The 20,307-nt window shown below is 45.5% G+C and carries 23 protein-coding genes and 1 pseudogene; 22 read left to right on the plus strand and 2 right to left on the minus strand.

The genetic code is table 11. The features are described 5' to 3' along the window. Positions 1–42 precede the first annotated feature (42 nt). Positions 43–1,761 carry an alkaline phosphatase D family protein gene (locus tag MHM87_RS09660; protein ID WP_239258845.1) on the minus strand — a complete coding sequence of 573 codons (1,719 nt, stop codon included), beginning with the start codon at positions 1,759–1,761 and terminating at the stop codon, positions 43–45. 306 nt (positions 1,762–2,067) lie between these two features. Here MHM87_RS09660 and rnr point away from each other — a divergent pair, with 306 nt between their 5' ends. The 22 genes from rnr to rplQ all read left to right on the plus strand — a co-directional run bounded on the left by rnr (position 2,068) and on the right by rplQ (position 20,117). Then, on the plus strand, positions 2,068–4,485 hold the full coding sequence (rnr, locus tag MHM87_RS09665; protein ID WP_239258847.1) for a ribonuclease R: 2,418 nt from the start codon (positions 2,068–2,070) through the stop codon (positions 4,483–4,485). Then, positions 4,486–5,226, plus strand: a complete 741-nt coding sequence (rlmB, locus tag MHM87_RS09670; RefSeq protein ID WP_014950916.1) for a 23S rRNA (guanosine(2251)-2'-O)-methyltransferase RlmB — start codon at positions 4,486–4,488, stop codon at positions 5,224–5,226. Positions 5,227–5,739: 513 nt separating this feature from the next. Next, positions 5,740–7,410 (plus strand): S8 family serine peptidase, encoded by a 1,671-nt coding sequence (locus MHM87_RS09675; protein ID WP_039226695.1) that lies wholly within the window; start codon positions 5,740–5,742, stop codon positions 7,408–7,410. Positions 7,411–7,720: 310 nt separating this feature from the next. Next, positions 7,721–9,115, plus strand: a complete 1,395-nt coding sequence (locus MHM87_RS09680) for a DUF4397 domain-containing protein (RefSeq protein ID WP_014977526.1) — start codon at positions 7,721–7,723, stop codon at positions 9,113–9,115. Between the two features lie 132 nt (positions 9,116–9,247). Continuing rightward, positions 9,248–11,356, plus strand: a complete 2,109-nt coding sequence (locus tag MHM87_RS09685) for an ATP-binding protein (protein WP_239258849.1) — start codon at positions 9,248–9,250, stop codon at positions 11,354–11,356. 221 nt (positions 11,357–11,577) lie between these two features. Next, positions 11,578–11,946 (plus strand): 50S ribosomal protein L14, encoded by a 369-nt coding sequence (rplN, locus tag MHM87_RS09690; RefSeq protein ID WP_012519228.1) that lies wholly within the window; start codon positions 11,578–11,580, stop codon positions 11,944–11,946. Between the two features lie 12 nt (positions 11,947–11,958). Continuing rightward, on the plus strand, positions 11,959–12,273 hold the full coding sequence (gene rplX, locus MHM87_RS09695; protein WP_014950912.1) for a 50S ribosomal protein L24: 315 nt from the start codon (positions 11,959–11,961) through the stop codon (positions 12,271–12,273). A gap of 17 nt (positions 12,274–12,290) precedes the next feature. Further along, complete coding sequence (gene rplE / locus MHM87_RS09700) at positions 12,291–12,830, plus strand: 50S ribosomal protein L5 (protein ID WP_012519226.1); 540 nt, start codon at positions 12,291–12,293, stop codon at positions 12,828–12,830. A 12-nt stretch (positions 12,831–12,842) separates the two neighbouring features. Then, positions 12,843–13,148, plus strand: coding sequence for a 30S ribosomal protein S14 (gene rpsN / locus MHM87_RS09705; protein WP_012519225.1), 306 nt, complete (start codon positions 12,843–12,845; stop codon positions 13,146–13,148). A gap of 13 nt (positions 13,149–13,161) precedes the next feature. Next, on the plus strand, positions 13,162–13,554 hold the full coding sequence (gene rpsH / locus MHM87_RS09710; protein WP_012519224.1) for a 30S ribosomal protein S8: 393 nt from the start codon (positions 13,162–13,164) through the stop codon (positions 13,552–13,554). 13 nt (positions 13,555–13,567) lie between these two features. Further along, entirely contained in the window at positions 13,568–14,101 is a 534-nt protein-coding gene (gene rplF / locus MHM87_RS09715) for a 50S ribosomal protein L6 (protein WP_014950909.1), read from the plus strand. A 12-nt stretch (positions 14,102–14,113) separates the two neighbouring features. After that, on the plus strand, positions 14,114–14,467 hold the full coding sequence (rplR, locus tag MHM87_RS09720; protein WP_014950908.1) for a 50S ribosomal protein L18: 354 nt from the start codon (positions 14,114–14,116) through the stop codon (positions 14,465–14,467). Positions 14,468–14,476: 9 nt separating this feature from the next. Continuing rightward, positions 14,477–14,977, plus strand: a complete 501-nt coding sequence (gene rpsE, locus MHM87_RS09725) for a 30S ribosomal protein S5 (RefSeq protein ID WP_012519221.1) — start codon at positions 14,477–14,479, stop codon at positions 14,975–14,977. A 6-nt stretch (positions 14,978–14,983) separates the two neighbouring features. Then, a complete protein-coding gene (gene rpmD, locus MHM87_RS09730) occupies positions 14,984–15,163 on the plus strand; it encodes a 50S ribosomal protein L30 (RefSeq protein ID WP_014950907.1) in 180 nt (59 codons plus the stop codon). A gap of 3 nt (positions 15,164–15,166) precedes the next feature. Beyond that, positions 15,167–15,601, plus strand: coding sequence for a 50S ribosomal protein L15 (rplO, locus tag MHM87_RS09735; RefSeq protein ID WP_014950906.1), 435 nt, complete (start codon positions 15,167–15,169; stop codon positions 15,599–15,601). 5 nt (positions 15,602–15,606) lie between these two features. Then, on the plus strand, positions 15,607–16,926 hold the full coding sequence (gene secY / locus MHM87_RS09740; RefSeq protein WP_014977524.1) for a preprotein translocase subunit SecY: 1,320 nt from the start codon (positions 15,607–15,609) through the stop codon (positions 16,924–16,926). Positions 16,927–16,964: 38 nt separating this feature from the next. Then, positions 16,965–17,081, plus strand: a complete 117-nt coding sequence (gene rpmJ, locus MHM87_RS09745; protein WP_012519217.1) for a 50S ribosomal protein L36 — start codon at positions 16,965–16,967, stop codon at positions 17,079–17,081. A 175-nt stretch (positions 17,082–17,256) separates the two neighbouring features. Continuing rightward, entirely contained in the window at positions 17,257–17,613 is a 357-nt protein-coding gene (rpsM, locus tag MHM87_RS09750) for a 30S ribosomal protein S13 (protein ID WP_012519216.1), read from the plus strand. A 14-nt stretch (positions 17,614–17,627) separates the two neighbouring features. Continuing rightward, positions 17,628–18,020, plus strand: coding sequence for a 30S ribosomal protein S11 (gene rpsK / locus MHM87_RS09755; protein WP_012519215.1), 393 nt, complete (start codon positions 17,628–17,630; stop codon positions 18,018–18,020). A gap of 24 nt (positions 18,021–18,044) precedes the next feature. Beyond that, positions 18,045–18,665, plus strand: a complete 621-nt coding sequence (rpsD, locus tag MHM87_RS09760; protein ID WP_012519214.1) for a 30S ribosomal protein S4 — start codon at positions 18,045–18,047, stop codon at positions 18,663–18,665. A gap of 19 nt (positions 18,666–18,684) precedes the next feature. Then, positions 18,685–19,674: a DNA-directed RNA polymerase subunit alpha gene (gene rpoA, locus MHM87_RS09765; RefSeq protein ID WP_039226687.1), complete on the plus strand. Its 990-nt coding sequence runs from the start codon at positions 18,685–18,687 to the stop codon at positions 19,672–19,674. 41 nt (positions 19,675–19,715) lie between these two features. Further along, a complete protein-coding gene (gene rplQ, locus MHM87_RS09770) occupies positions 19,716–20,117 on the plus strand; it encodes a 50S ribosomal protein L17 (RefSeq protein ID WP_012519212.1) in 402 nt (133 codons plus the stop codon). Between the two features lie 79 nt (positions 20,118–20,196). On the opposite strand, the pseudogene MHM87_RS09775 reads toward rplQ, so the two are convergent. Beyond that, a pseudogene (locus tag MHM87_RS09775) lies at positions 20,197–20,307 on the minus strand (IS630 family transposase); the annotation flags it as partial.

A 20,307-nucleotide genomic window follows, 5' to 3' on the forward strand; every position in this document is an offset into this window, starting at 1 on the left:
CCGCAAGCATGCGGCTTATTCCGTCTTAATATATAGTCTTTATCAAGCGTTTATCTCATAGCTATGCGTATTAACCACTTTGCCTGCTTTGGTTAAAATTGCATCCACATAGTGCCACGTTGCTTTTGCGCTATCTTGGCTAACGGTTAAAGTCATGAACCCGCGCTGGTGGAGGTTACAGTACTGCAAATCTTCTATAAGAAGCGGTAGGTCGTCGGCAAGCGTTTCTGCCATTTCATCATCCATACTTAAATAATGTTCCATACCGGGTGACGTCACGCCTGGTGTGGCAAGTTCAACCCCTACCTCTGTACCATCTTTAAGGGTTAATTTGTTGTGCCAAGCATTATGTGTATCACCTGCAAGGGCAATAACTGGCTTGCCGATGGACTTAAGCTGCATCAGCACCTGTTCCCGCTCAACAGGGTAGCCATCCCATGCGTCTAAGTTGTAAGGCATTACGGTATTGATAAGCGCAAGCTCTTGCTCACTAAGTGCACCACCTTGCTTTTGTTTGCGTTTGATATTCGCGAGCCTATGTACATGATCAGGTATTGCTTTGCGTTCAACGCCGTTAAAAATAGATACAGGGAAAAGCATGCGGCCTATTAATAGCTGTTGCCCTAACACCTGCCATTTAGCCTGGCTTTGCCGCATAGACGAATGTAGCCAGTTGCGTTGGGTTTCACCGAGTAAACCGCGGTTCGGGTTGCCGATGTCTTTCATAAAGCGTGCTTGGTCAAACGCTTTAGTTTCAGCATCGCGATAGTTGGCGTATTCAAGCTGTTTGTCGCGGGCAAGAACGCGGGTGTCGAGCATGTATAAGTCAAGAAGTTTACCAAAAGTAAACTGACGATAAATTTCTAAGCGCTCGGTGCCAAACGGCGGGCGTATAGGTAGCCATTCATAATAGGCTTGAACGGCAGCCGCACGACGTTCATAAAAATCACCTTCATCCTCTTGGTGATTTTCGGCACCGTCTTTATAGGTGTCGTTAGTAATTTCATGGTCATCCCACACAACTATAAAAGGCTTATTTTGATGTAGCGACAGCAAGCCTTCATCCGTACGATACAGCGCATAGCGGTTGCGATAGTCAGTGAGAGTGTAAAGCTCGGTGTCGTTATCAGGCGCATAGGTCCTGCCAATTTCCTTGGCGTGCTCAGTTGCGTAACCTTCGCCATCGTACTCATAAATGTAGTCACCAAGGTGTAATACATAGTCGATGTTGTCGTCTTTCGCTGCTTCCATGTAAGGCGTGAAAAAGCCAGCGGGGTAGTTGGAACAAGAAAATATGCCGAACGTGACGTTAGACACATCGACTTCAGGTAGCGTACGGGTTTCTCCAACAGGGCTTGTATTATTAGCGCTTTTGAAACGGTAAAAATAACGACGAGCTGGACTAAGGCCTTTTACGTCTACCTTTACAGTAAAATCATGAGTGGCTTTCGCTTCAACAATACCGCTACTTATCACATTGGCAAAATCAGCATCGCTTGCCATTTCCCATAAAATATCGGCCTTGGCTAAACCTGACTTTGAGCCCGAACCTGAGCCCAAATTTGCTGTGGGCACGGCGCGCGTCCAAATAATCACGGCGTCTTTTAATGGGTCTCCACTCGCCACACCATGGGTAAAGGTTGCGTTGGTTTGCGGTTGGCTGTTTGCTGAAGTGCTAACGGTACAGCCCGCTAGCCCTGTAGACACTGCCACGCTCGCGCCTGCGAGTGACGATAGCTTTATAAACGATCTTCTATCCATATGCCTGCTCTTTATAGGTTTGTAAGGTAACTGGTGATGTCATTGTTTTGTTGAACGCTCATGCAACAAAAACGAAAACCCATTTTTATACTGAGTGTTTGTGACATACAGATGTCAGGCTGAGAATCCATAATAACAGTCAATGTTTTACTGCAAATACTGTTATACTGTGCAGCAAATAACCACATGAACCAAAAATGGTTTATGTGTCTAAACAATCATATTTATGTTTTCTACAGCGCTTTGACGAACTAAGCCACAAACGAAAACACGTTGAACAAAATACGAAAGGTAAATTTAAAATACATGAGTGATGATCCGCATTATCAGCGCGAGAAAGAAAAGTACGAAAATCCGGTAGCCAGCCGCGAATATTTAATGAGTTTATTAAAAGAGCACGACAAGCCGTTGTCGTTTCTTGATATCTGTAACTTGGTGAACGCCTTCGACGAAGAAGCGCGAATTGGAATTCAGCGCCGACTACGTGCCATGGAGCGCGAAGGTCAGGTGCAATTTACCAAGCAGAAAAAATACATTCTCCAAAACCGTGATGAACTCATTAAAGGCAGAATTATTGGTCACCGTGATGGCTACGGCTTTTTGCGTCCTGAAGATAAAAGCGGCGATTTATTTATTAGTGCTGGGCAGATGAACCTGTTCCTTCACGACGATGTGGTAGAAGCGCGCATTAGCGGAACCGATCGCCGAGGAAGAAAAGAAGCGTTTGTTACGCAAGTCATTGAACCGCGCAGCGAGCCTATTGTTGGCCGCTACTTTGTTGAACAAGGTTTTGGCATGGTCGTTCCAGATGACAGCCGGTTGCAGCACGAAATTGTTATTCCACCAGAAAGCACTAACGGTGCTCGAATGGGGCAGGTGGTAGTGGTAGAGCTTACTCAGCGACCACGCCGAAAAATGAGCCCAGTAGGCAAAATTGTTGAAGTACTTGGTGAACATATGGCACCAGGTATGGAAATAGAAATGGCACTTCGCACGTTTGATATTCCGCACCAGTGGCCAAATGGCGTAACCAAGCAAGTGGAAAAGCTTACCGATCAGGTGCCCGATGAAGCCAAAGAAGGTCGCATAGACTTGCGCCAGCTTCCGCTTGTTACCATTGACGGTGAAGACGCTCGCGACTTCGACGACGCGGTATATTGTGAACCGCTCGACGATGGTGGCTGGCAGCTATGGGTAGCTATTGCCGATGTAAGTCACTATGTAAGAACAGGCTCAGCTCTTGATGATGAAGCGCAGCAGCGCGGTAACTCGGTCTATTTCCCTGACCAAGTAATTCCAATGTTGCCAGAAGTACTGTCAAACGGCTTGTGTTCACTAAACCCTGAAGTCGATCGCCTATGTATGGTGTGTGAGATGACCATCAGTGCAAATGGTAAACTAGAAGAATTCCAGTTTTACGAAGCGGTAATGAACTCGCACGCCCGTTTAACCTACACCAAAGTGTGGAATATTCTGCAGGGCGATAAAGAACTTCATCAGCGTTACGAGCCTCATGTACCTCATCTACGCAATCTTCACGACTTGTACCGCGCGCTTAAAAAAGCCCGTGCTAAGCGTGGGGCGATTGAGTTTGAAACCCAAGAAGTGAAGTTTGTATTCAACGCTCAGCGCAAGATTGAAAATATTGTGCCGTTGGTGCGTAACGACGCACACAAGCTTATTGAAGAGTGCATGATCATGGCAAACGTAAGTGCGGCTCTTATGCTTGAAAAGCATGAGACGCCAGCGCTATATCGTGTGCACGACAAACCAGACGCCGATAGGCTTACCGCATTTACCAGTTACTTAAGTGAAATCGGTATTCCTCATCGCATTGTTGAAGATGCTGAGCCTGCCGCATTCACCGATGTAGTGCTTAAAACCCGCGGTCGAGTGGACGAGGAACTAATTCAAACCATGCTGCTGCGCTCAATGAAGCAAGCGGTTTACGACGGTGACAACGTAGGTCACTTTGGGTTGGCGCTAGAAGCTTACGCGCACTTCACGTCACCTATCCGTCGCTACCCAGACTTGGTCGTGCACCGTGCGCTAAAAGGCATTATTGCTAAACAGCAGGGCAAAAAAGCAGTCAGTGGCGCGAAAAACTACACCGTTGAAGAAATTGAACAGTTAGGCGAGCAGTGTTCAATGACAGAGCGCCGCGCCGATGATGCCACCCGTGACGTGGCTGACTGGCTTAAGTGCGAGTTTATGCTCGACCACGTCGGCGACACCTTTGAAGGTGTGGTCAGCTCGGTCACTAACTTTGGTTTATTTATACGCCTTACCGAATACCACATCGACGGCCTAGTACACATTACATCGCTAGATGATGACTATTATCACTATGACGATGTAAAACAAGCGCTGGTTGGTGAGTCGGGCCATCGCCAATTCAGGTTGGGTGATACAGTTGAAGTAACCGTAGCAGCGGTCAACCTTGATGAAAGAAAGATTGATTTATTACTCGATAAGTCTATGCTGCGCGGCACTAAGGGTAAGAAGGTAAAAGTGAGGTCTGCGAAAAAGGCTTCAGATAAACCTACTCGTTTTGATAACAAATCGCGCTCTGATAAAGGCTCGCGTTCTGATAAAAAAGGGAACAAAGGCAAAGGCGGCTCAAGCTCGTCTAGTCGTAGCGGTGGAAAATCGTCAAGTCGCGGCATCGCCAAAGGCGGTAGTAGCGGCAAAACACTGTCATTGAATAAAAGAGGTAAGCGTTAAATGGCGCAGCAAGAATGGTTATACGGTTTACATGCCATGCAGTCGGTACTTGAAAAAGAGCCCGAGCGTGTAATGGAAGTGTTAGTGTTAAAAGGTCGCAATGACGAGCGTCTCACCAACATTGTTAACCAAGCCCGTCGTTTCGGTATTTCCGTTCAGTTTTGTCAGCGCAAAGCGCTAGATGACAAAGTAAGCGGAGAGCAACACCAAGGCGTGGTAGCAAGAGCAAAACCAGCCCGCGTGCTAGATGAAGCTGATTTAGACAAAATTTTAGAAAGCGAAGCGCAGCCTTTAATTTTGGTACTAGACGGTGTTACCGACCCGCATAATCTAGGTGCGTGCCTGCGTACTGCAGATGGAGCAGGGGTGCACGCGGTAGTAGTACCGAAAGATAAATCAGCAAGCTTAAACGGCACAGTAAGAAAGGTGGCCTGTGGTGCAGCTGAAGTGGTTCCACTTATTCAAATCACGAACCTGGCCAGAACCTTGAAGCACCTTCAGGATAAAGGCCTTTGGATTGTTGGCACAGCCGGTGAAACCGATAAGACCCTTTATGATGTAGACCTGAAAGGACCAACTGCATTAGTAATGGGGGCTGAAGGTAAGGGCATGCGTAGGCTTACCAAAGAAACATGCGATGAGTTGGTGAAGCTCCCTATGGCTGGCAGTGTAACAAGTTTAAACGTGTCGGTAGCAACCGGCGTGTGCTTATACGAGATCGTAAGACAGCGCAGTTTATGAGACAAAGTTGCTAGAATTGAGCCTCTAATGAGTTTTCAATTGGTTTTTAAAAAAGCGTGTACCTTTGGGTACACGCTTTTTTTATATTTAAGTAAAACTTATAAAGAGTTTAATATTTTGTTACATTTGAATTTGTGAAATTAATGTTAATTATAGTTTTTTATTCCTACCATGAATCTGCTCGTAATACACATTTGGCGCGCTCTTCATAAGTTGTGTTGTTTTTTTGTGCATTTTTAAAGGTATTAAAAATGCTCACCAGGGTTAAGGCAACATACTCAACAGCCTGATTCGCCGCCTAATATGAGCTCTGTAAATAATTTGGTAATACCGTTTATTTGCATACCTGACAAACGGGTAGGTCGTTGCAACGCAGTTGCGTCGGTTGTCATGGATGAGCTTTTCGTATGAGGTAATGGTTATACCTGTATGTCATTTAATAACAAATAGCTTCCAAAGCACGGAATAAAACAGTGTTGAAGTTAATAAGACAGATAAAACAGGAAATAAATTTTGAACTCAAAATTAAATAAGAAACACACATGTCTAACAGCAGCTGCTCTAGCTGTATCACTTGGCTTAATGGGTAATTCTGCAATGGCAGCAGGCGAAGGTCTGGTAAAAGTTAAAGAAAAGCCTCAAACCCTAAAACAAGCACTAGGTAAGCGATTGACTGTCGATCGTCTTGTCACCACTGACCAAGAGCGTTACATCATCAAGTTCAAAGATGAGATGACCAGTGAAACGGTTGAAGTGAGTGCATTAAAAGGTAAAGGTCAAATCTCAAGTGCCAAAGTAAAAGGTAAAAAGCCTTTCGATATCGCGTCTGCTAAATCAGAAGTAAGAAAAGCAGGTGGTGCAATTAAGAAAGAGCTTAAGAAGCATAAAATGGTAGCGGCTACGATGAGTAAGTCAGCGCTGAACAAGCTTCGTAAAAATCCAAACGTAGAAAGTATTGAAGTGGACGTTCGTCGTAAGCCTATGGCGCAGACCACGCCTTACGGCTACACCATGGTTCAGGCTAATCAATTTGCACAGTCAGATACTACGGCTCGCAAAGTATGTATCATCGATACAGGTTACAACCTGGGTCACCCAGATTTGCCTGGAACCAACGATGGCGTTACAGGTCAGGCAAACAATAGTGCTGTAGGTAACTGGTATAACGATGGTAACGGTCACGGTACCCACGTAGCGGGCACCATTGCAGCATACGATAATAACGAAGGTGTAGTTGGTGTGTATCCTGGCGTAGATATGCATATCGTTAAAATCTTTAACGACAATGGCCAATGGACTTACGCATCTGACCTTATCGATGCTATCACCCAATGTCAGGATGCCGGCTCGAACGTTGTTAACATGAGCTTAGGTGGCGGCAGTTCGTCAACTACCGAGCGAAATGCAATGCAGAGCTTCACAGATGCAGGCATGTTGTTAGTTGCGGCGGCAGGTAACGATGGTAACAGTGCGAAGTCTTACCCTGCTTCATATGATGCAGTAATGTCAGTTGCGGCAGTAGACTCAAACGAAAATCGTGCAAGCTACAGCCAATATAACGATCAGGTTGAAATTGCCGCGCCAGGCAGTGCAGTTCAGTCTACCTATCCAACAAATACCTACGCTTCACTCAGCGGTACATCTATGGCGACGCCACACGTAGCTGGTGGTGCAGCACTAGTGTGGAGTTACTTCCCGCAGTGTTCAAACAACCAAATTCGTAGTGCACTTAATGCAACGGCAGAAGATAAAGGCAGTGCGGGTCGTGATAACTTCTACGGTTATGGCTTAATGCAGCTTGCTGATGCCTACAACTACCTTAACACCAACGGTTGTGCCGGTGGCGGTACTGGTGGCGGTGGCGGCTCTGAGCCTGGCGTAGAGCCAGTATCAGGTCAGCTAACCGGCCTTTCTGGTACGCGCAGAAACTGGGACCGCTACACTTGGACGATTCCTGAAGGTGTAACGCAGATGACTATTCGTACCTCTGGTGGTTCAGGCGATGCTGATCTATACGTGAAGTTTGGCTCACAGCCAGAAACGAATAGCTATGATTGTCGTCCTTATCAAAATGGCAACAGCGAAGTATGTACATTCGACGCGCCAGCGTCAGGCACATGGCACATTGGTATTCGCGCTTATTCGTCATACAGCGGTGTGACGCTATCATACTCATATGAGTAAGTAATCCCGTCTCCCTAAGACACAGTTAAAGCCTGCTTATGCAGGCTTTTTTTGTTTCAGTTTTGTGCGCGGCTTGCTTACGTTTATTCGCACATCTATGCCTTTTACCAGCATTTTTAAAAGCTTGAATGTCAAGTTTCCATAAAGAAAGGTCAGCTTTGCAAAGTTGACGTAAAGCTGCGAACTAAGCCCTATTCACATAGCCATATCGCTGTATTGTGCGTGCCAAGATCAGCACTCTCTACATGTGCCTATTTGCTTTTACGCAGGCTTTATCCAACCAAGAACAACTTCAAAGGACATTCAATTTATGCAATTGACCTCTCAATCTTTGCTTCGTGGAACATGGTTCCAAGCAGTGGCAATTGGGCTTATTGCACTGCTAGGGCTTACCGCTTGTGGTGGCTCAGGCAGCAGTAGCTCAGATTATTCGTATGCTTACATTCAGTTTTACAACGCTTCGCCTAACGGTGCCAATGTAGAAATGCGTGAAGTTGATGGCGATAGCTTTGGCTCTGCTCAATTTGGTGACACTACGTCAATGTACTCTATGGATGATGGAGAATTAGAACTCGAGTTCATTCGAACTGATTCAGACGACCAAGAAGTATTTATTGACGAGATTACCGTTAACTTAAAAACCGGTTATAAGACCATTGTTGTTATGAGTGGTGACTTTAGTAACCCCGTTTTTACCACCTATTCCTATAAGCGCGAAACATTGGAAGATCACTTCCGCCTATTCGCTTTGTCGGTAGCAGTAGATGAATCTTCTTATGATTTCTACATGAGTGAGTCTGGCGACCCGTTTGAAGCAGCCAACTTCCTTGGCACGGTTACAACGGGCGACATGATCGAATTTGACTTCTGGGATGCAGATGATGACAGTGAATACTTTGATGAGGGCGAGTACACGATTTATTTGACCGAACCAGGAAGTGACGATGTTGTCTTTGAATCACAAACCATCGATTTTGTATACGAAACTGAGTATCTAATGACACTGCGCGATGTCAGTGGCGCCATTCAAGAAGGGCTAGTTGTAGACACTATTCTTAACTCTTCATCAGTTACGGCGCTTACAGATGTAGAAGCAGATTCACAGTATCGTATTTACAATTCTACGAATCTGGATGCAGAGCTTCAGGTTACCTTTGGTGGAAACACTGATGAAGAGGACGTCAGTTTTACACTCGCGGCGGGCGAATTGTCTGAGTTTAGTACGATCCGCTACGGCGATTATCGCGTTACCGTAACAGACCCATCAGGTACAGTAACGTCACTGAGCAACAAGCTAATTACGCTTAATCAGGGTGAGAGTAAGGCTATTCTTATCTACAACACCAACAATAAATTAGGCGCAGCAACCTTTGTAGAAAGTGGTTTGCCTCAGGCCTACGATAAGACAGTAAACTTCATCAACTTAGTTAGCGACTTTGATGACGTAGACTTCTACTTGGTAAGAAATGACGAAACCATTGATACTGCTGAGTACGATATACAGAATCTTGAATTTGCTGAAAGTACCAGTGAAGTGCTGCCGTCAGACTACTATGAAGTGATTGCCGTATACGAAGATGACAACGAGGAGCAGGTGCTGCTTGATAGAACCGCGCTGTTTGGCTTTACAGAGGAAGAAAACTACATAGTTACTGTTGAGCCAGCGGATACGCCAACGGGATATGAAATTAACGTGCTTTATTAGTCGGTTAGTATATTTATTATACTAATTGATAAGGGTGAAAACTTTCATCTGCGTGTATTTCACGTAAGTTTAAAAGGTCAACGATAAAAACGTTGGCCTTTTTACTTGCTGTCCGGGAGGGCGAAAATCCTCATGAGTATCATTAAAGATCTACAAACCATATCAAATGACAAAGCACTTTCATTTGATAAAAAGCTCGAGAGCTTGCTAAGCATAGGTACGGAAATACTCGGGTTGGAAACAGGGATTGTAAGTAACATTCAAGGCGATAATTACCGTGTGCTTAGCGTTATTACGCCCGACAACGACATACCATTAAATACGACCTTCGCATTACCAGACACTTACTGTGCAGATGTGGTGAACAGCGATGCTGTTGTGGCTTATCACAATATAGATACTGCGCCAGGTGCCTCGCATCCGTGTTTTGAAAAATACACATTAAAGAGTTATCTCGCTTCACCAGTGCGAGTACATGGTGAATTTTTCGGTACAGTAAACTTCTCATCTCTCGGTCCACGGGACACACCCTTTACGCCCTTAGAGATGGATTATTTACTTTTGCTTGCTTCGTGGATAGGCAACGAATTAGAGCGTCAACAAGCGATAAGTAATCTCAATGCGCAAAAAGCGATATTAGAAGAGAGAAACTCGTTATTACACCAAGTGACCAACCTTGCCGGTGTAGGTACATGGGAATTAAATATTGATACGGGAGCATTGATTTGGTCTGGTGCGCTGAAGCGAATGCTGCACGTGCATGGTGAAAAAGTAGTAAAGCCAGAAGACGTGATCAAATTCGTGGTTGATGAAGACCAGCGGAATAAATATGTCGCCCAGTTCAATCAAATGATAAAAACCGGCGAAGACTTTTCCTATGAACTTGAAGTTCGCACCGATGCGGGAGAAACCCGTTGGTTACAAAGTCGCGCTCATCCGGTCATGGAGAATGACCGTTGCGTTAAGGTAATTGGTGCTACAGTTGATATTACGCAGCTTCACATGGACAAGGCAATGCTGCAGCAAAAAACGGATATGGCAGAAAGCGCCTTGAAAGCACGAAGTGAGTTCCTTGCGAATATGAGCCATGAAATAAGAACACCAATTCATGGGGTTCAGGGCATGCTTGAGGCACTTATTAGTTCCTCGCTAAATTCTACCCAGCTAGAACATGCCACTATTGCTATGAAAAGTGCAGATTCATTACTCAACATCGTGAATGATATATTGGATTTTTCTAAAATCGACTCTGGCAACATGTCGTTTGAAGAATCGCCCACCAACCTTGCCGACACCATAGAAGAGCAAGTGCCGATGTTCACGCGGCTAGCTCACGAGAAAGGTATTGAACTTTCAGTGAGCACAAAGGGGGTTGAGGGCAAAACCTTCATAGCTGACAAACTAAGAATTGGGCAAATTCTGATTAACCTATTGAATAACGCCATTAAATTCACAAAAGAGGGGAAGGTAACGGTTGAAACTAAAAGCACCCGATACGGAAAAGGGCGGTTCAGAGTAAAACTAATCGTGACTGATTCAGGGATCGGAATTAGCGAGCAACAGCAAAAGCTCATTTTCTCGCCGTTCGTTCAAGCAGAAAACTCGACGCAGCGAAGATATGGTGGCACAGGCTTAGGGTTGTCTATAGTCAGTCAAATCGTGAAGCATTACGGTGGTAAAATTGAGGTGTGCAGCGATTTAGGCGTGGGGGCGCGATTTATCGTAACCCTCATGCTAGACGATGCTAACGCAGGCACCGTAGCCGAAAAAGCATGTGGCCATAATGCTGTTTATATCCCTTCTAAACAGGAACTGAGCGCGTTTAAAGCACTAATAGTTGAAGACAATGAAATAAATCAGCTTGTCATTAAAGAGCAACTAAAAGAGATAGGTATTACCGCCGATTTAGCAGAAAACGGTGAAGAGGCAGTAGAAAAAGTTAAAGGCGCATTAAAGGGAAAGTCACCCTACACAATCATTTTGATGGACTGCCATATGCCTGTAATGGATGGATTAGAGGCGACGAAGCTAATTAGGTCAATGGGAGATAAGGCACGGGACATCCCAATAATTGCATTAACCGCAAATGCGCTAACCGGCGACAAAGAAAAGTGCTTGAAATCTGGCATGAACGACTTCATATCAAAACCTGTCGGTGTAAGCCGTTTAAAAGAATGTGTTTTTAGGCACCTAAGTAAGCAGTTTAGAAACGATGTTTCTGCGCTAAAAGATCCTGCTTGATAACCTATGACGTGGTTATCAGCCCCGGCTTTTAGTCGGGGCTTTTTTATTGCTCACATAGTTTAAAAATAATTCAATTTACCGCTATCGCTTCCCAAAATTTTCTGTTATTATTTCGCGCCCTTTTTATGGGGGTATGTACATAAAAGCAACGACATCCAGTTGTTTTTAGCAGCACTAACGACTCGGGAGAGTCTTAATTTTAAGAGCGGAGCACTAACATGATCCAAATGCAAACTAACCTGGACGTTGCAGACAACAGCGGCGCTCGCAGGGTTCAGTGTATTAAGGTTCTTGGTGGCTCGCATCGCCGTTATGCAGGTATCGGTGACATCATCAAAGTTACTGTTAAGGAAGCAATTCCTCGCGGTAAAGTTAAAAAAGGTGACGTACTGAATGCAGTGGTGGTGCGTACTAGAAAAGGCGTTCGTCGTGCAGATGGTTCTACCATTCGTTTTGACGGTAACGCGGCTGTTATGCTTAATGCTAACAAGCAACCAATTGGTACGCGTATCTTTGGCCCGGTTACCCGTGAGTTGAGAAGTGAAAACTTCATGAAAATCATCTCATTGGCCCCAGAGGTACTATAAGGAGTCACGATAATGGCTAATAAAATTCGTCGTGATGATGAAGTAGTCGTATTAGCGGGTAAAGACAAAGGCAAACAAGGCAAAGTCCTTAAAGTGCTTATTGCTGATAACCGTGTAATTGTAGAAGGCGTTAATCTCGTTAAGAAGCACACTAAGCCAAACCCACAACTGGGCGTAGCTGGTGGCATCGTTGAGAAAGAAGCTTCTATTCACGTTTCTAATGTTGCGATTGTTAACCCGGCAACGGGCAAAGCAGATCGCGTTGGTTTCCGTTTCGAAGATGAGAAGAAAGTACGTTTCTTCAAGTCTAACGGCGAACTTGTTTAATTATATTGGAGAGTACGATGGCGAAACTGCATGATTTCTATAAAGAAACAGTAGTAGCTGAACTTGCTAAGCAGTTCGGATACAAAAGCGTCATGCAAGTCCCTCGGATTGAAAAAATCACTCTAAACATGGGTTTAGGTGAAGCAGTTGCTGACAAAAAGGTACTTGAAAATGCTCAAGCTGACATGACGGCTATCGCCGGTCAGAAGCCTGTTGTTACAGTTGCTAGAAAATCAGTAGCGGGTTTTAAAATCCGTGAAGGTTATCCGATTGGCTGTAAAGTAACCCTACGCGGCGAGCGTATGTGGGAATTCCTAGAGCGTTTGATTTCAATCGCTATTCCACGTGTTCGCGACTTCCGTGGTTTGAATCCTAAATCATTCGACGGACGTGGTAACTACAGCATGGGCGTGCGTGAGCAAATCATTTTCCCTGAAATCGATTTCGATAAAGTGGATAAGGTTCGCGGTATGGATATCACTATCACTACCAGTGCGAATACAAATGACGAAGCACGTGCTCTGCTGGACGCGTTTAACTTCCCATTCAAAAAGTAGGGGTGTAGGGTTATGGCAAAAGAATCAATGAAGGCACGCGAAGCTAAGCGTACTAAGCTAGTAGCTAAGTATGCTGAGAAGCGCGCCGCACTTAAAGCGATTATCAGCGATGTTAACGTTTCTGAAGAAGAGCGTTGGGACGCTGTTCTGAAGCTACAACAACTGCCACGTGACTCTAGTTCTTCACGTCAACGTAACCGTTGCCGTGTAACTGGTCGTCCACATGGTTACCTACGCAAATTCGGTCTTAGCCGTATTAAGCTTCGCGAAGCAGCGATGCGCGGTGAAGTCCCTGGCCTTAAGAAAGCCAGCTGGTAAGGAGTAGCTGATAATGAGCATGCAAGATCCTATCGCGGATATGTTTACCCGCATCCGTAACGGCCAGATGGCACAGAAAGTTTCTGTGACTATGCCTTCTTCAAAACTTCGCGTTGCAATCTGTGAAGTATTGAAAGCTGAAGGTTATATCACTGACTTCGCTGCTTCTGGTGACGTTAAGCCTGTTTTAGAAGTTACGCTTAAGTACTTCGAAGGCAAGCAAGTAATTGACACTATCGAACGTGTAAGCCGTCCTGGTCTGCGCATCTATAAGAAAAAAGATGAGCTTCCAAAGGTTATGGGTGGTTTAGGCGTAGCTATCGTGTCGACTTCTAAAGGTGTGATGACTGACCGTGCAGCGCGTAACGCTGGCATGGGCGGTGAGATCATCGGTTATGTAGCATAACGGAGGAGTTGAAATGTCACGTATAGCAAAAGCCCCAGTAGACGTTGTATCAGGTGTAGAAGTTTCTATCTCTGGTCAAGAAGTTACTGTTAAAGGTAGTAAAGGCACTTTGACCCGCGTTTTCAACGACGCTGTAGAAGTTGCACAGGAAGAGAACCAACTTAAAGCACTTCCACGTGAAGGCTTTGTTGACGGTTGGGCACAGGCTGGTACTGCGCGCTCTATCCTTAACGCAATGGTTCAAGGTGTTTCAGAAGGTTTTGAGAAAAAACTTCAGTTGTTAGGTGTTGGTTACCGTGCACAAGCACAAGGTAACAAACTAAACCTTACACTAGGTTTCTCTCACCCTGTAGCATACGAAATGCCTGAAGGCATTACGGTTGAAACTCCTAGCCAAACTGAAATCGTCGTTAAAGGCGCCGATAAGCAGGTGGTTGGTCAGGTTGCGGCGAACATTCGTGGTTACCGTCCACCAGAGCCTTACAAAGGTAAAGGTGTACGTTACGCTGACGAACACGTACGTCGTAAAGAAGCTAAGAAAAAGTAGGTGGGTGATACGATGGATAAGAAAACAGCTCGCATTCGTCGCGCTACTCGCGCACGAGCAAAAATTCGTGAACTGGCCGCGCATCGCTTGGTAGTTAACCGTACACCTCGCCACATCTACGCTCAGCTAATCGCTCCATGCGGTTCTGAAGTGTTGGCAGCGGCTTCAACTGTTGAGAAAGATCTTGCAAAAGATCTTAAGTCTACAGGTAACGCTGAAGCAGCGACGGTAGTCGGTAAAGCAATCGCAGAGCGCGCGCTTGAGAAAGGCATTAAAACAGTGGCTTTCGATCGCAGTGGTTTCCAATACCACGGTCGCGTTAAAGCATTAGCTGATGCAGCTCGCGAAGCTGGTCTTCAGTTCTAGGAGTTTATAATGGCTAAACAAGACGTTCAAAATGGTGAATTTCTAGAGAAATTGATCGCCGTAAACCGCGTATCTAAAGTGGTTAAAGGTGGTCGTATCTTTAGTTTCACTGCATTGACAGTAGTGGGTGACGGTAACGGTCGCGTTGGTTTTGGTTACGGTAAGGCACGTGAAGTACCTGCTGCAATCCAAAAAGCAATGGAAAAGGCACGTCGCAACATGGTTGACGTAGACCTTAACGGTCACACGTTACAGCACCCGATTAAAGGTCGTCACTCTGGCTCTAAAGTTTACATGCAGCCAGCATCTGAAGGTACCGGTATTATTGCCGGTGGTGCGATGCGTGCAGTACTTGAAGTAGCTGGTGTACAAAACGTACTTTCAAAATGTTACGGCTCTACAAACCCAATCAACGTTGTACGTGCAACAATCAACGCGCTGACAGAAATGAACAGCCCGGCGAAAGTTGCTGCGAAGCGTGGATTGTCTGTAGAAGAAATTTTGGGGTAATCAGACATGGCAACGATTAAAGTAAAGCAAACTAAAAGTGCAATTGGCCGTCTGCCAAAGCACAAAGCTACGCTTAAAGGTTTAGGCCTTCGTAAAATCAACCATGTTCGTGAACTGGAAGATACCCCAGCCGTTCGTGGCATGATCAACCGTGTATATTACATGGTTGAGATAGTGGAGGAGTAAGACATGCGTTTAAATACAATTTCTCCAGCCGAAGGTTCAAAGCCTACTGGTAAGCGTTCTGGTCGTGGTATCGGCTCAGGTCTTGGTAAAACGAGTGGCCACGGTCACAAAGGTCAAAAAAGCCGTTCAGGTGGCCGCGTTAAGCCAGGATTCGAAGGTGGTCAGATGCCTATCCAGCGTCGTCTTCCTAAGTTCGGTTTCACTTCACGCAAGAGCTTTGTTACTGATCAAGTAACTCTTGCTGAAATCGCGAAGGTTGATGGTGATACTGCGTCTCTTGAGACTTTAAAAGCAGCTGGTATCGTTAAGAAAGAAATCCAGTTCGTTAAAGTTGTTAAGAGCGGTGAAGTATCACGCGCTGTTACAGTAAGCGGGTTAAAGGTTACTAAAGGCGCTAAAGAAGCGATTGAAGCTGCTGGCGGTAAAGTAGAGGAATAAGCTAGATGGCTAAACCAGGATTGGATTCAGGCGCTAAAAGCGGCTTGAGTGAGCTTAAGGCAAGATTGTTGTTCGTACTTGGTGCGATTGTTGTATTCAGACTAGGTTCTTACGTTCCTATCCCTGGCATCGATCCAGCTGTACTTGCTGACTTGTTCGAGCAACAAAAAGGCACCATTGTAGAAATGTTTAACATGTTCTCTGGTGGTGCGCTTGAGCGTGCATCCGTTCTGGCTTTGGGCATTATGCCATACATTACTGCATCCATTATCATGCAGTTGCTCTCGGTGGTTCACCCACCGATGGTGGAGCTTAAAAAAGAAGGCGAAGCAGGCCGTCGTAAAATTAGTCAGTACACGCGTTATCTAACGCTTGTATTGGCTATCTTCCAATCAATTGGAATTTCGACTGGTTTGCCTAACCTGATTAATGGATTGGTGATAAACCCTGGCTTCGGATTCTACTTTACGGCAGTAGTGAGCCTAGTCACAGGAACTATGTTCCTTATGTGGTTGGGTGAGCAAATTACCGAACGAGGTATTGGTAACGGTATCTCTATATTGATTTTTGCTGGTATTGTTGCCGGTCTGCCAACAGCGATAGGTCAGACTGCGGAACAAGCAAGGCAGGGCGACATTAACTTGTTGTTCCTACTGTTGATTGGCGTGATTGTTATCGCTCTTACATACCTAGTTGTATTTGTAGAGCGCGGACAGCGCAGAATTGTGGTAAACTACGCGAAACGTCAGCAAGGCCGTCAGGTTTTTGCTGCGCAAAGCACCCATTTACCGCTAAAAGTCAACATTGCTGGTGTAATTCCACCAATCTTTGCTTCTAGCATTATTCTGTTCCCGGGTACCATCGCAGGATGGTTCGGACAGAATGAATCAACAGCGTGGTTGCAAGATGTAGCGCTTATGCTATCTCCTGGTCAACCGCTGTACGTGATGTTATACGCAGCTGCGATTATCTTCTTCTGCTTCTTCTACACGGCGTTGGTATTCAACCCGCGTGATACTGCAGATAACTTGAAGAAGTCTGGCGCGTTCATCCCAGGCATCCGCCCGGGTGAGCAAACGTCACGATACATTGACAAGGTAATGACTCGCCTTACACTGGCTGGCGCACTGTACATAACCTTTATTTGTTTAGTGCCTGAATTCATGCTAATCGCTTGGAATGTGCCGTTCTACTTCGGTGGTACGTCGCTTCTCATTATCGTAGTGGTTATCATGGACTTTATGGCACAAGTACAGACACATTTGATGTCTAGTCAATATGAGTCTGTGCTGAAGAAAGCTAACCTTAAAGGCTACGGCCGATAAGTTAGCCCCTTAATATTGATAGAAAGGGGAAAGATGTAATGAAAGTTCGTGCATCAGTAAAAAAGATTTGCCGTAACTGTAAAGTTATCAAGCGCAACGGTGTTGTGCGTGTAATTTGCAGTTCTGACCCAAAGCATAAGCAGCGTCAGGGCTAATCTAAGCGGAACAAGATATTCGCAAAGCTAAGTAAGCAGAACCTAGATAGTACTTGTCTGGTTCTGCTAGTTTTGTTTTAAAGTATTTTGAACCTTAATTTGCAATTTAGTCGACGGGTAAGTATCCTATCGGGCTTTTTAGGTCGTCGACAAATAAACAAGAGGAGTGCTGTTAATGGCCCGTATCGCTGGCATTAACATTCCTGAGCACAAGCATGCTGTAATCGCTATCCAAGCGATCTATGGCGTTGGTCCCACACGTGCGAAAAGCATTTGTGCGGGTGCTGGTGTTGCAGAAAATACAAAAATCAAAGAGCTAGACGAAGCTACTATTGATAAGCTTCGTGACGAAGTGGCTAAATTCACCGTTGAAGGTGACCTACGCCGTGAAGTCTCTATGAGCATCAAACGTTTGATGGACCTGGGTTGCTTCCGTGGTATTCGCCACCGTCGTAGCTTGCCTCTACGTGGTCAGCGCACTAAAACTAATGCGCGTACCCGTAAAGGTCCTCGTAAGCCAATTAAGAAGTAAACGGGGAGTAAGTTATGGCTAAAGCACCAGCTCGTAGCACGCGTAAGCGCGCTAAACGTCAGGTTGCAGACGGAATGGCTCATATCCATGCGTCTTTCAACAACACAATTGTGACTATTACAGACCGTTCAGGCAATGCACTAGCATGGGCGACATCTGGTGGTTCAGGTTTCCGTGGTTCACGTAAATCTACCCCATTTGCTGCACAGGTAGCTGCTGAGCGTGCAGGTGTTGCTGCACAAGAATACGGTCTTAAGAACCTTGAAGTTTTCGTTAAAGGTCCAGGTCCAGGCCGTGAGTCTGCGATCCGTGCTCTTAACGCTACAGGTTATAAGATCACAAACATTACCGATGTGACCCCTATTCCTCACAACGGTTGTCGTCCACCGAAAAAACGTCGCGTTTAATCGACGGACAGTTGGAGAAAGATCATGGCAAGATATTTGGGTCCAAAACTCAAACTTAGCCGTCGCGAAGGAACAGACCTGTTCCTAAAAAGCGGCGTTCGCGCAATCGATTCTAAATGTAAAATCGATACAGCGCCTGGTCAGCACGGTGCCCGTCGTGGCCGTCTGTCTGACTACGGTGTTCAGCTGCGTGAAAAACAAAAAGTTCGTCGTATGTACGGCGTTCTGGAAAAGCAATTCCGCAACTACTATAAAGAAGCTGCACGTCTAAAAGGTAACACAGGTGAAAACTTGCTACAGCTTTTAGAACAGCGTCTTGATAACGTAGTTTACCGTATGGGTTTCGCTAGCACTCGTGCTGAAGCACGTCAGCTAGTTAGCCACAAGGCGATCATGGTAAATGGTCAAGTTGTGAACATCCCATCGTTTAACGTTTCTGCCGAAGACGTGGTTTCTGTTCGTGAAAAGGCTAAGAAGCAAGCGCGTATCGTTGCTGCTTTGGAACTGGCTGACCAACGTGAGAAGCCAACCTGGATTGAAGTAGACAGCAGCAAAATGGAAGGCACTTTCAAGCGCGTTCCTGAAAGAACTGACCTGTCTGCGGAAATTAACGAACAGTTGATCGTCGAACTTTACTCTAAGTAAAGCTAACTAAAGAGGAAGCATTGTGGGTTCTGTGACTGAATTCCTAAAACCGAGATTAGTTGAGATCGAAAACGTTTCTCCTACTCGTGCCAAAGTAACTTTGGAACCACTAGAGCGCGGCTTTGGCCATACTCTAGGTAACGCCCTACGTCGTATTTTACTGTCATCTATGCCAGGATGTGCAGTTACCGAGGTAGAAATTGACGGCGTTCTTCACGAGTACAGCACCAAAGAAGGTGTTCAGGAAGACGTAATTGAAATCTTGCTAAATCTTAAAGGTTTAGCGGTTCGCCTTGAAGGTAAAACTGAGGCAACCCTAACTCTAGTGAAATCTGGCGCTGGCCCTGTTGTTGCTGGTGATATTCAGCATGATGGCGACGTAGAAATTACAAACCCTGACCACGTTATTTGTACTTTAACTGGCGAAGCTGAAATCAGCATGCGCATTAAAGTAGAAATGGGTCGCGGTTATGTACCAGCTTCTACCCGTCGCTCCTCTGAAGAAGATGATCGTCCAATTGGTCGTTTGTTAGTAGACGCTTCATACAGCCCAGTTGAACGTATTGCTTACAGTGTAGAGTCTGCTCGTGTTGAACAACGCACAGACCTAGACAAACTAATCATCGACATGGAGACGAACGGTACTTTGGATCCTGAAGAAGCGATCCGCCGTTCTGCTACTATCCTAGCTGAACAGCTAGATGCATTCGTAGACCTACGTGATGTGTCTGAGCCAGAAGCGAAAGAAGAGAAGCCAGAATTCGATCCGATTCTGCTTCGTCCAGTAGATGACCTAGAGCTGACAGTACGTTCTGCAAACTGTTTGAAAGCAGAAGCTATCCAGTACATTGGTGACCTGGTACAGCGCACTGAGGTTGAGCTACTTAAAACGCCAAACCTTGGTAAGAAATCGCTAACTGAAATCAAAGATGTTCTAGCATCTCGTGGTCTTTCTCTAGGTATGCGCCTAGAAAACTGGCCGCCAGAGAGCATCGCTGAAAAAGATTAATCAGGTTTTTATCAAACTGATTTGTAGAGAAGGATAAAACTATGCGCCATCGTAAGAGTGGTCGTCAGTTGAATCGCAACAGCAGCCATCGTCAAGCTATGTTCAAAAACATGGCCGGTTCTTTGGTCAAGCACGAAGTGATCAAAACTACGTTACCAAAAGCGAAAGAATTACGTCGCGTAATCGAGCCTCTAATCACTATGGCTAAAGAAGACAGCGTTGCAAACCGCCGTCTAGCTTTCGCCCGCACTGGTGACAAAGAGGTTGTAGGTAAACTATTCAACGAGCTTGGTCCTCGTTACGAAGCTCGTCCAGGCGGCTACACTCGCATTCTTAAATGCGGTTTCCGTGCTGGCGACAATGCCCCAATGGCATATGTTGAGCTAGTTGACCGTCCAGTTGTAGAAGCTGAAGAAGAAGCAGTAGAAGCAACTGAAGAGTAATTAATACTCGATTAGAAAAAGGGGCCTGAGTGAAAACTCAGGCCCCTTTTTTTTGTATGTATAATACCAATTGCATTAATTAATTGACCAACTTTATCCACTCTCTCCAACAGAGATTTTTGACTCGTTCAACATCCGCAATGAATGTATTCCAAGCGCGAGAGACCTGTTCCACTATTTCTTCGTAACC

This window comes from Alteromonas sp. Cnat3-28 (assembly GCF_022348265.1).
GTDB classification, from domain to species: Bacteria; Pseudomonadota; Gammaproteobacteria; order Enterobacterales; family Alteromonadaceae; genus Alteromonas; species Alteromonas macleodii.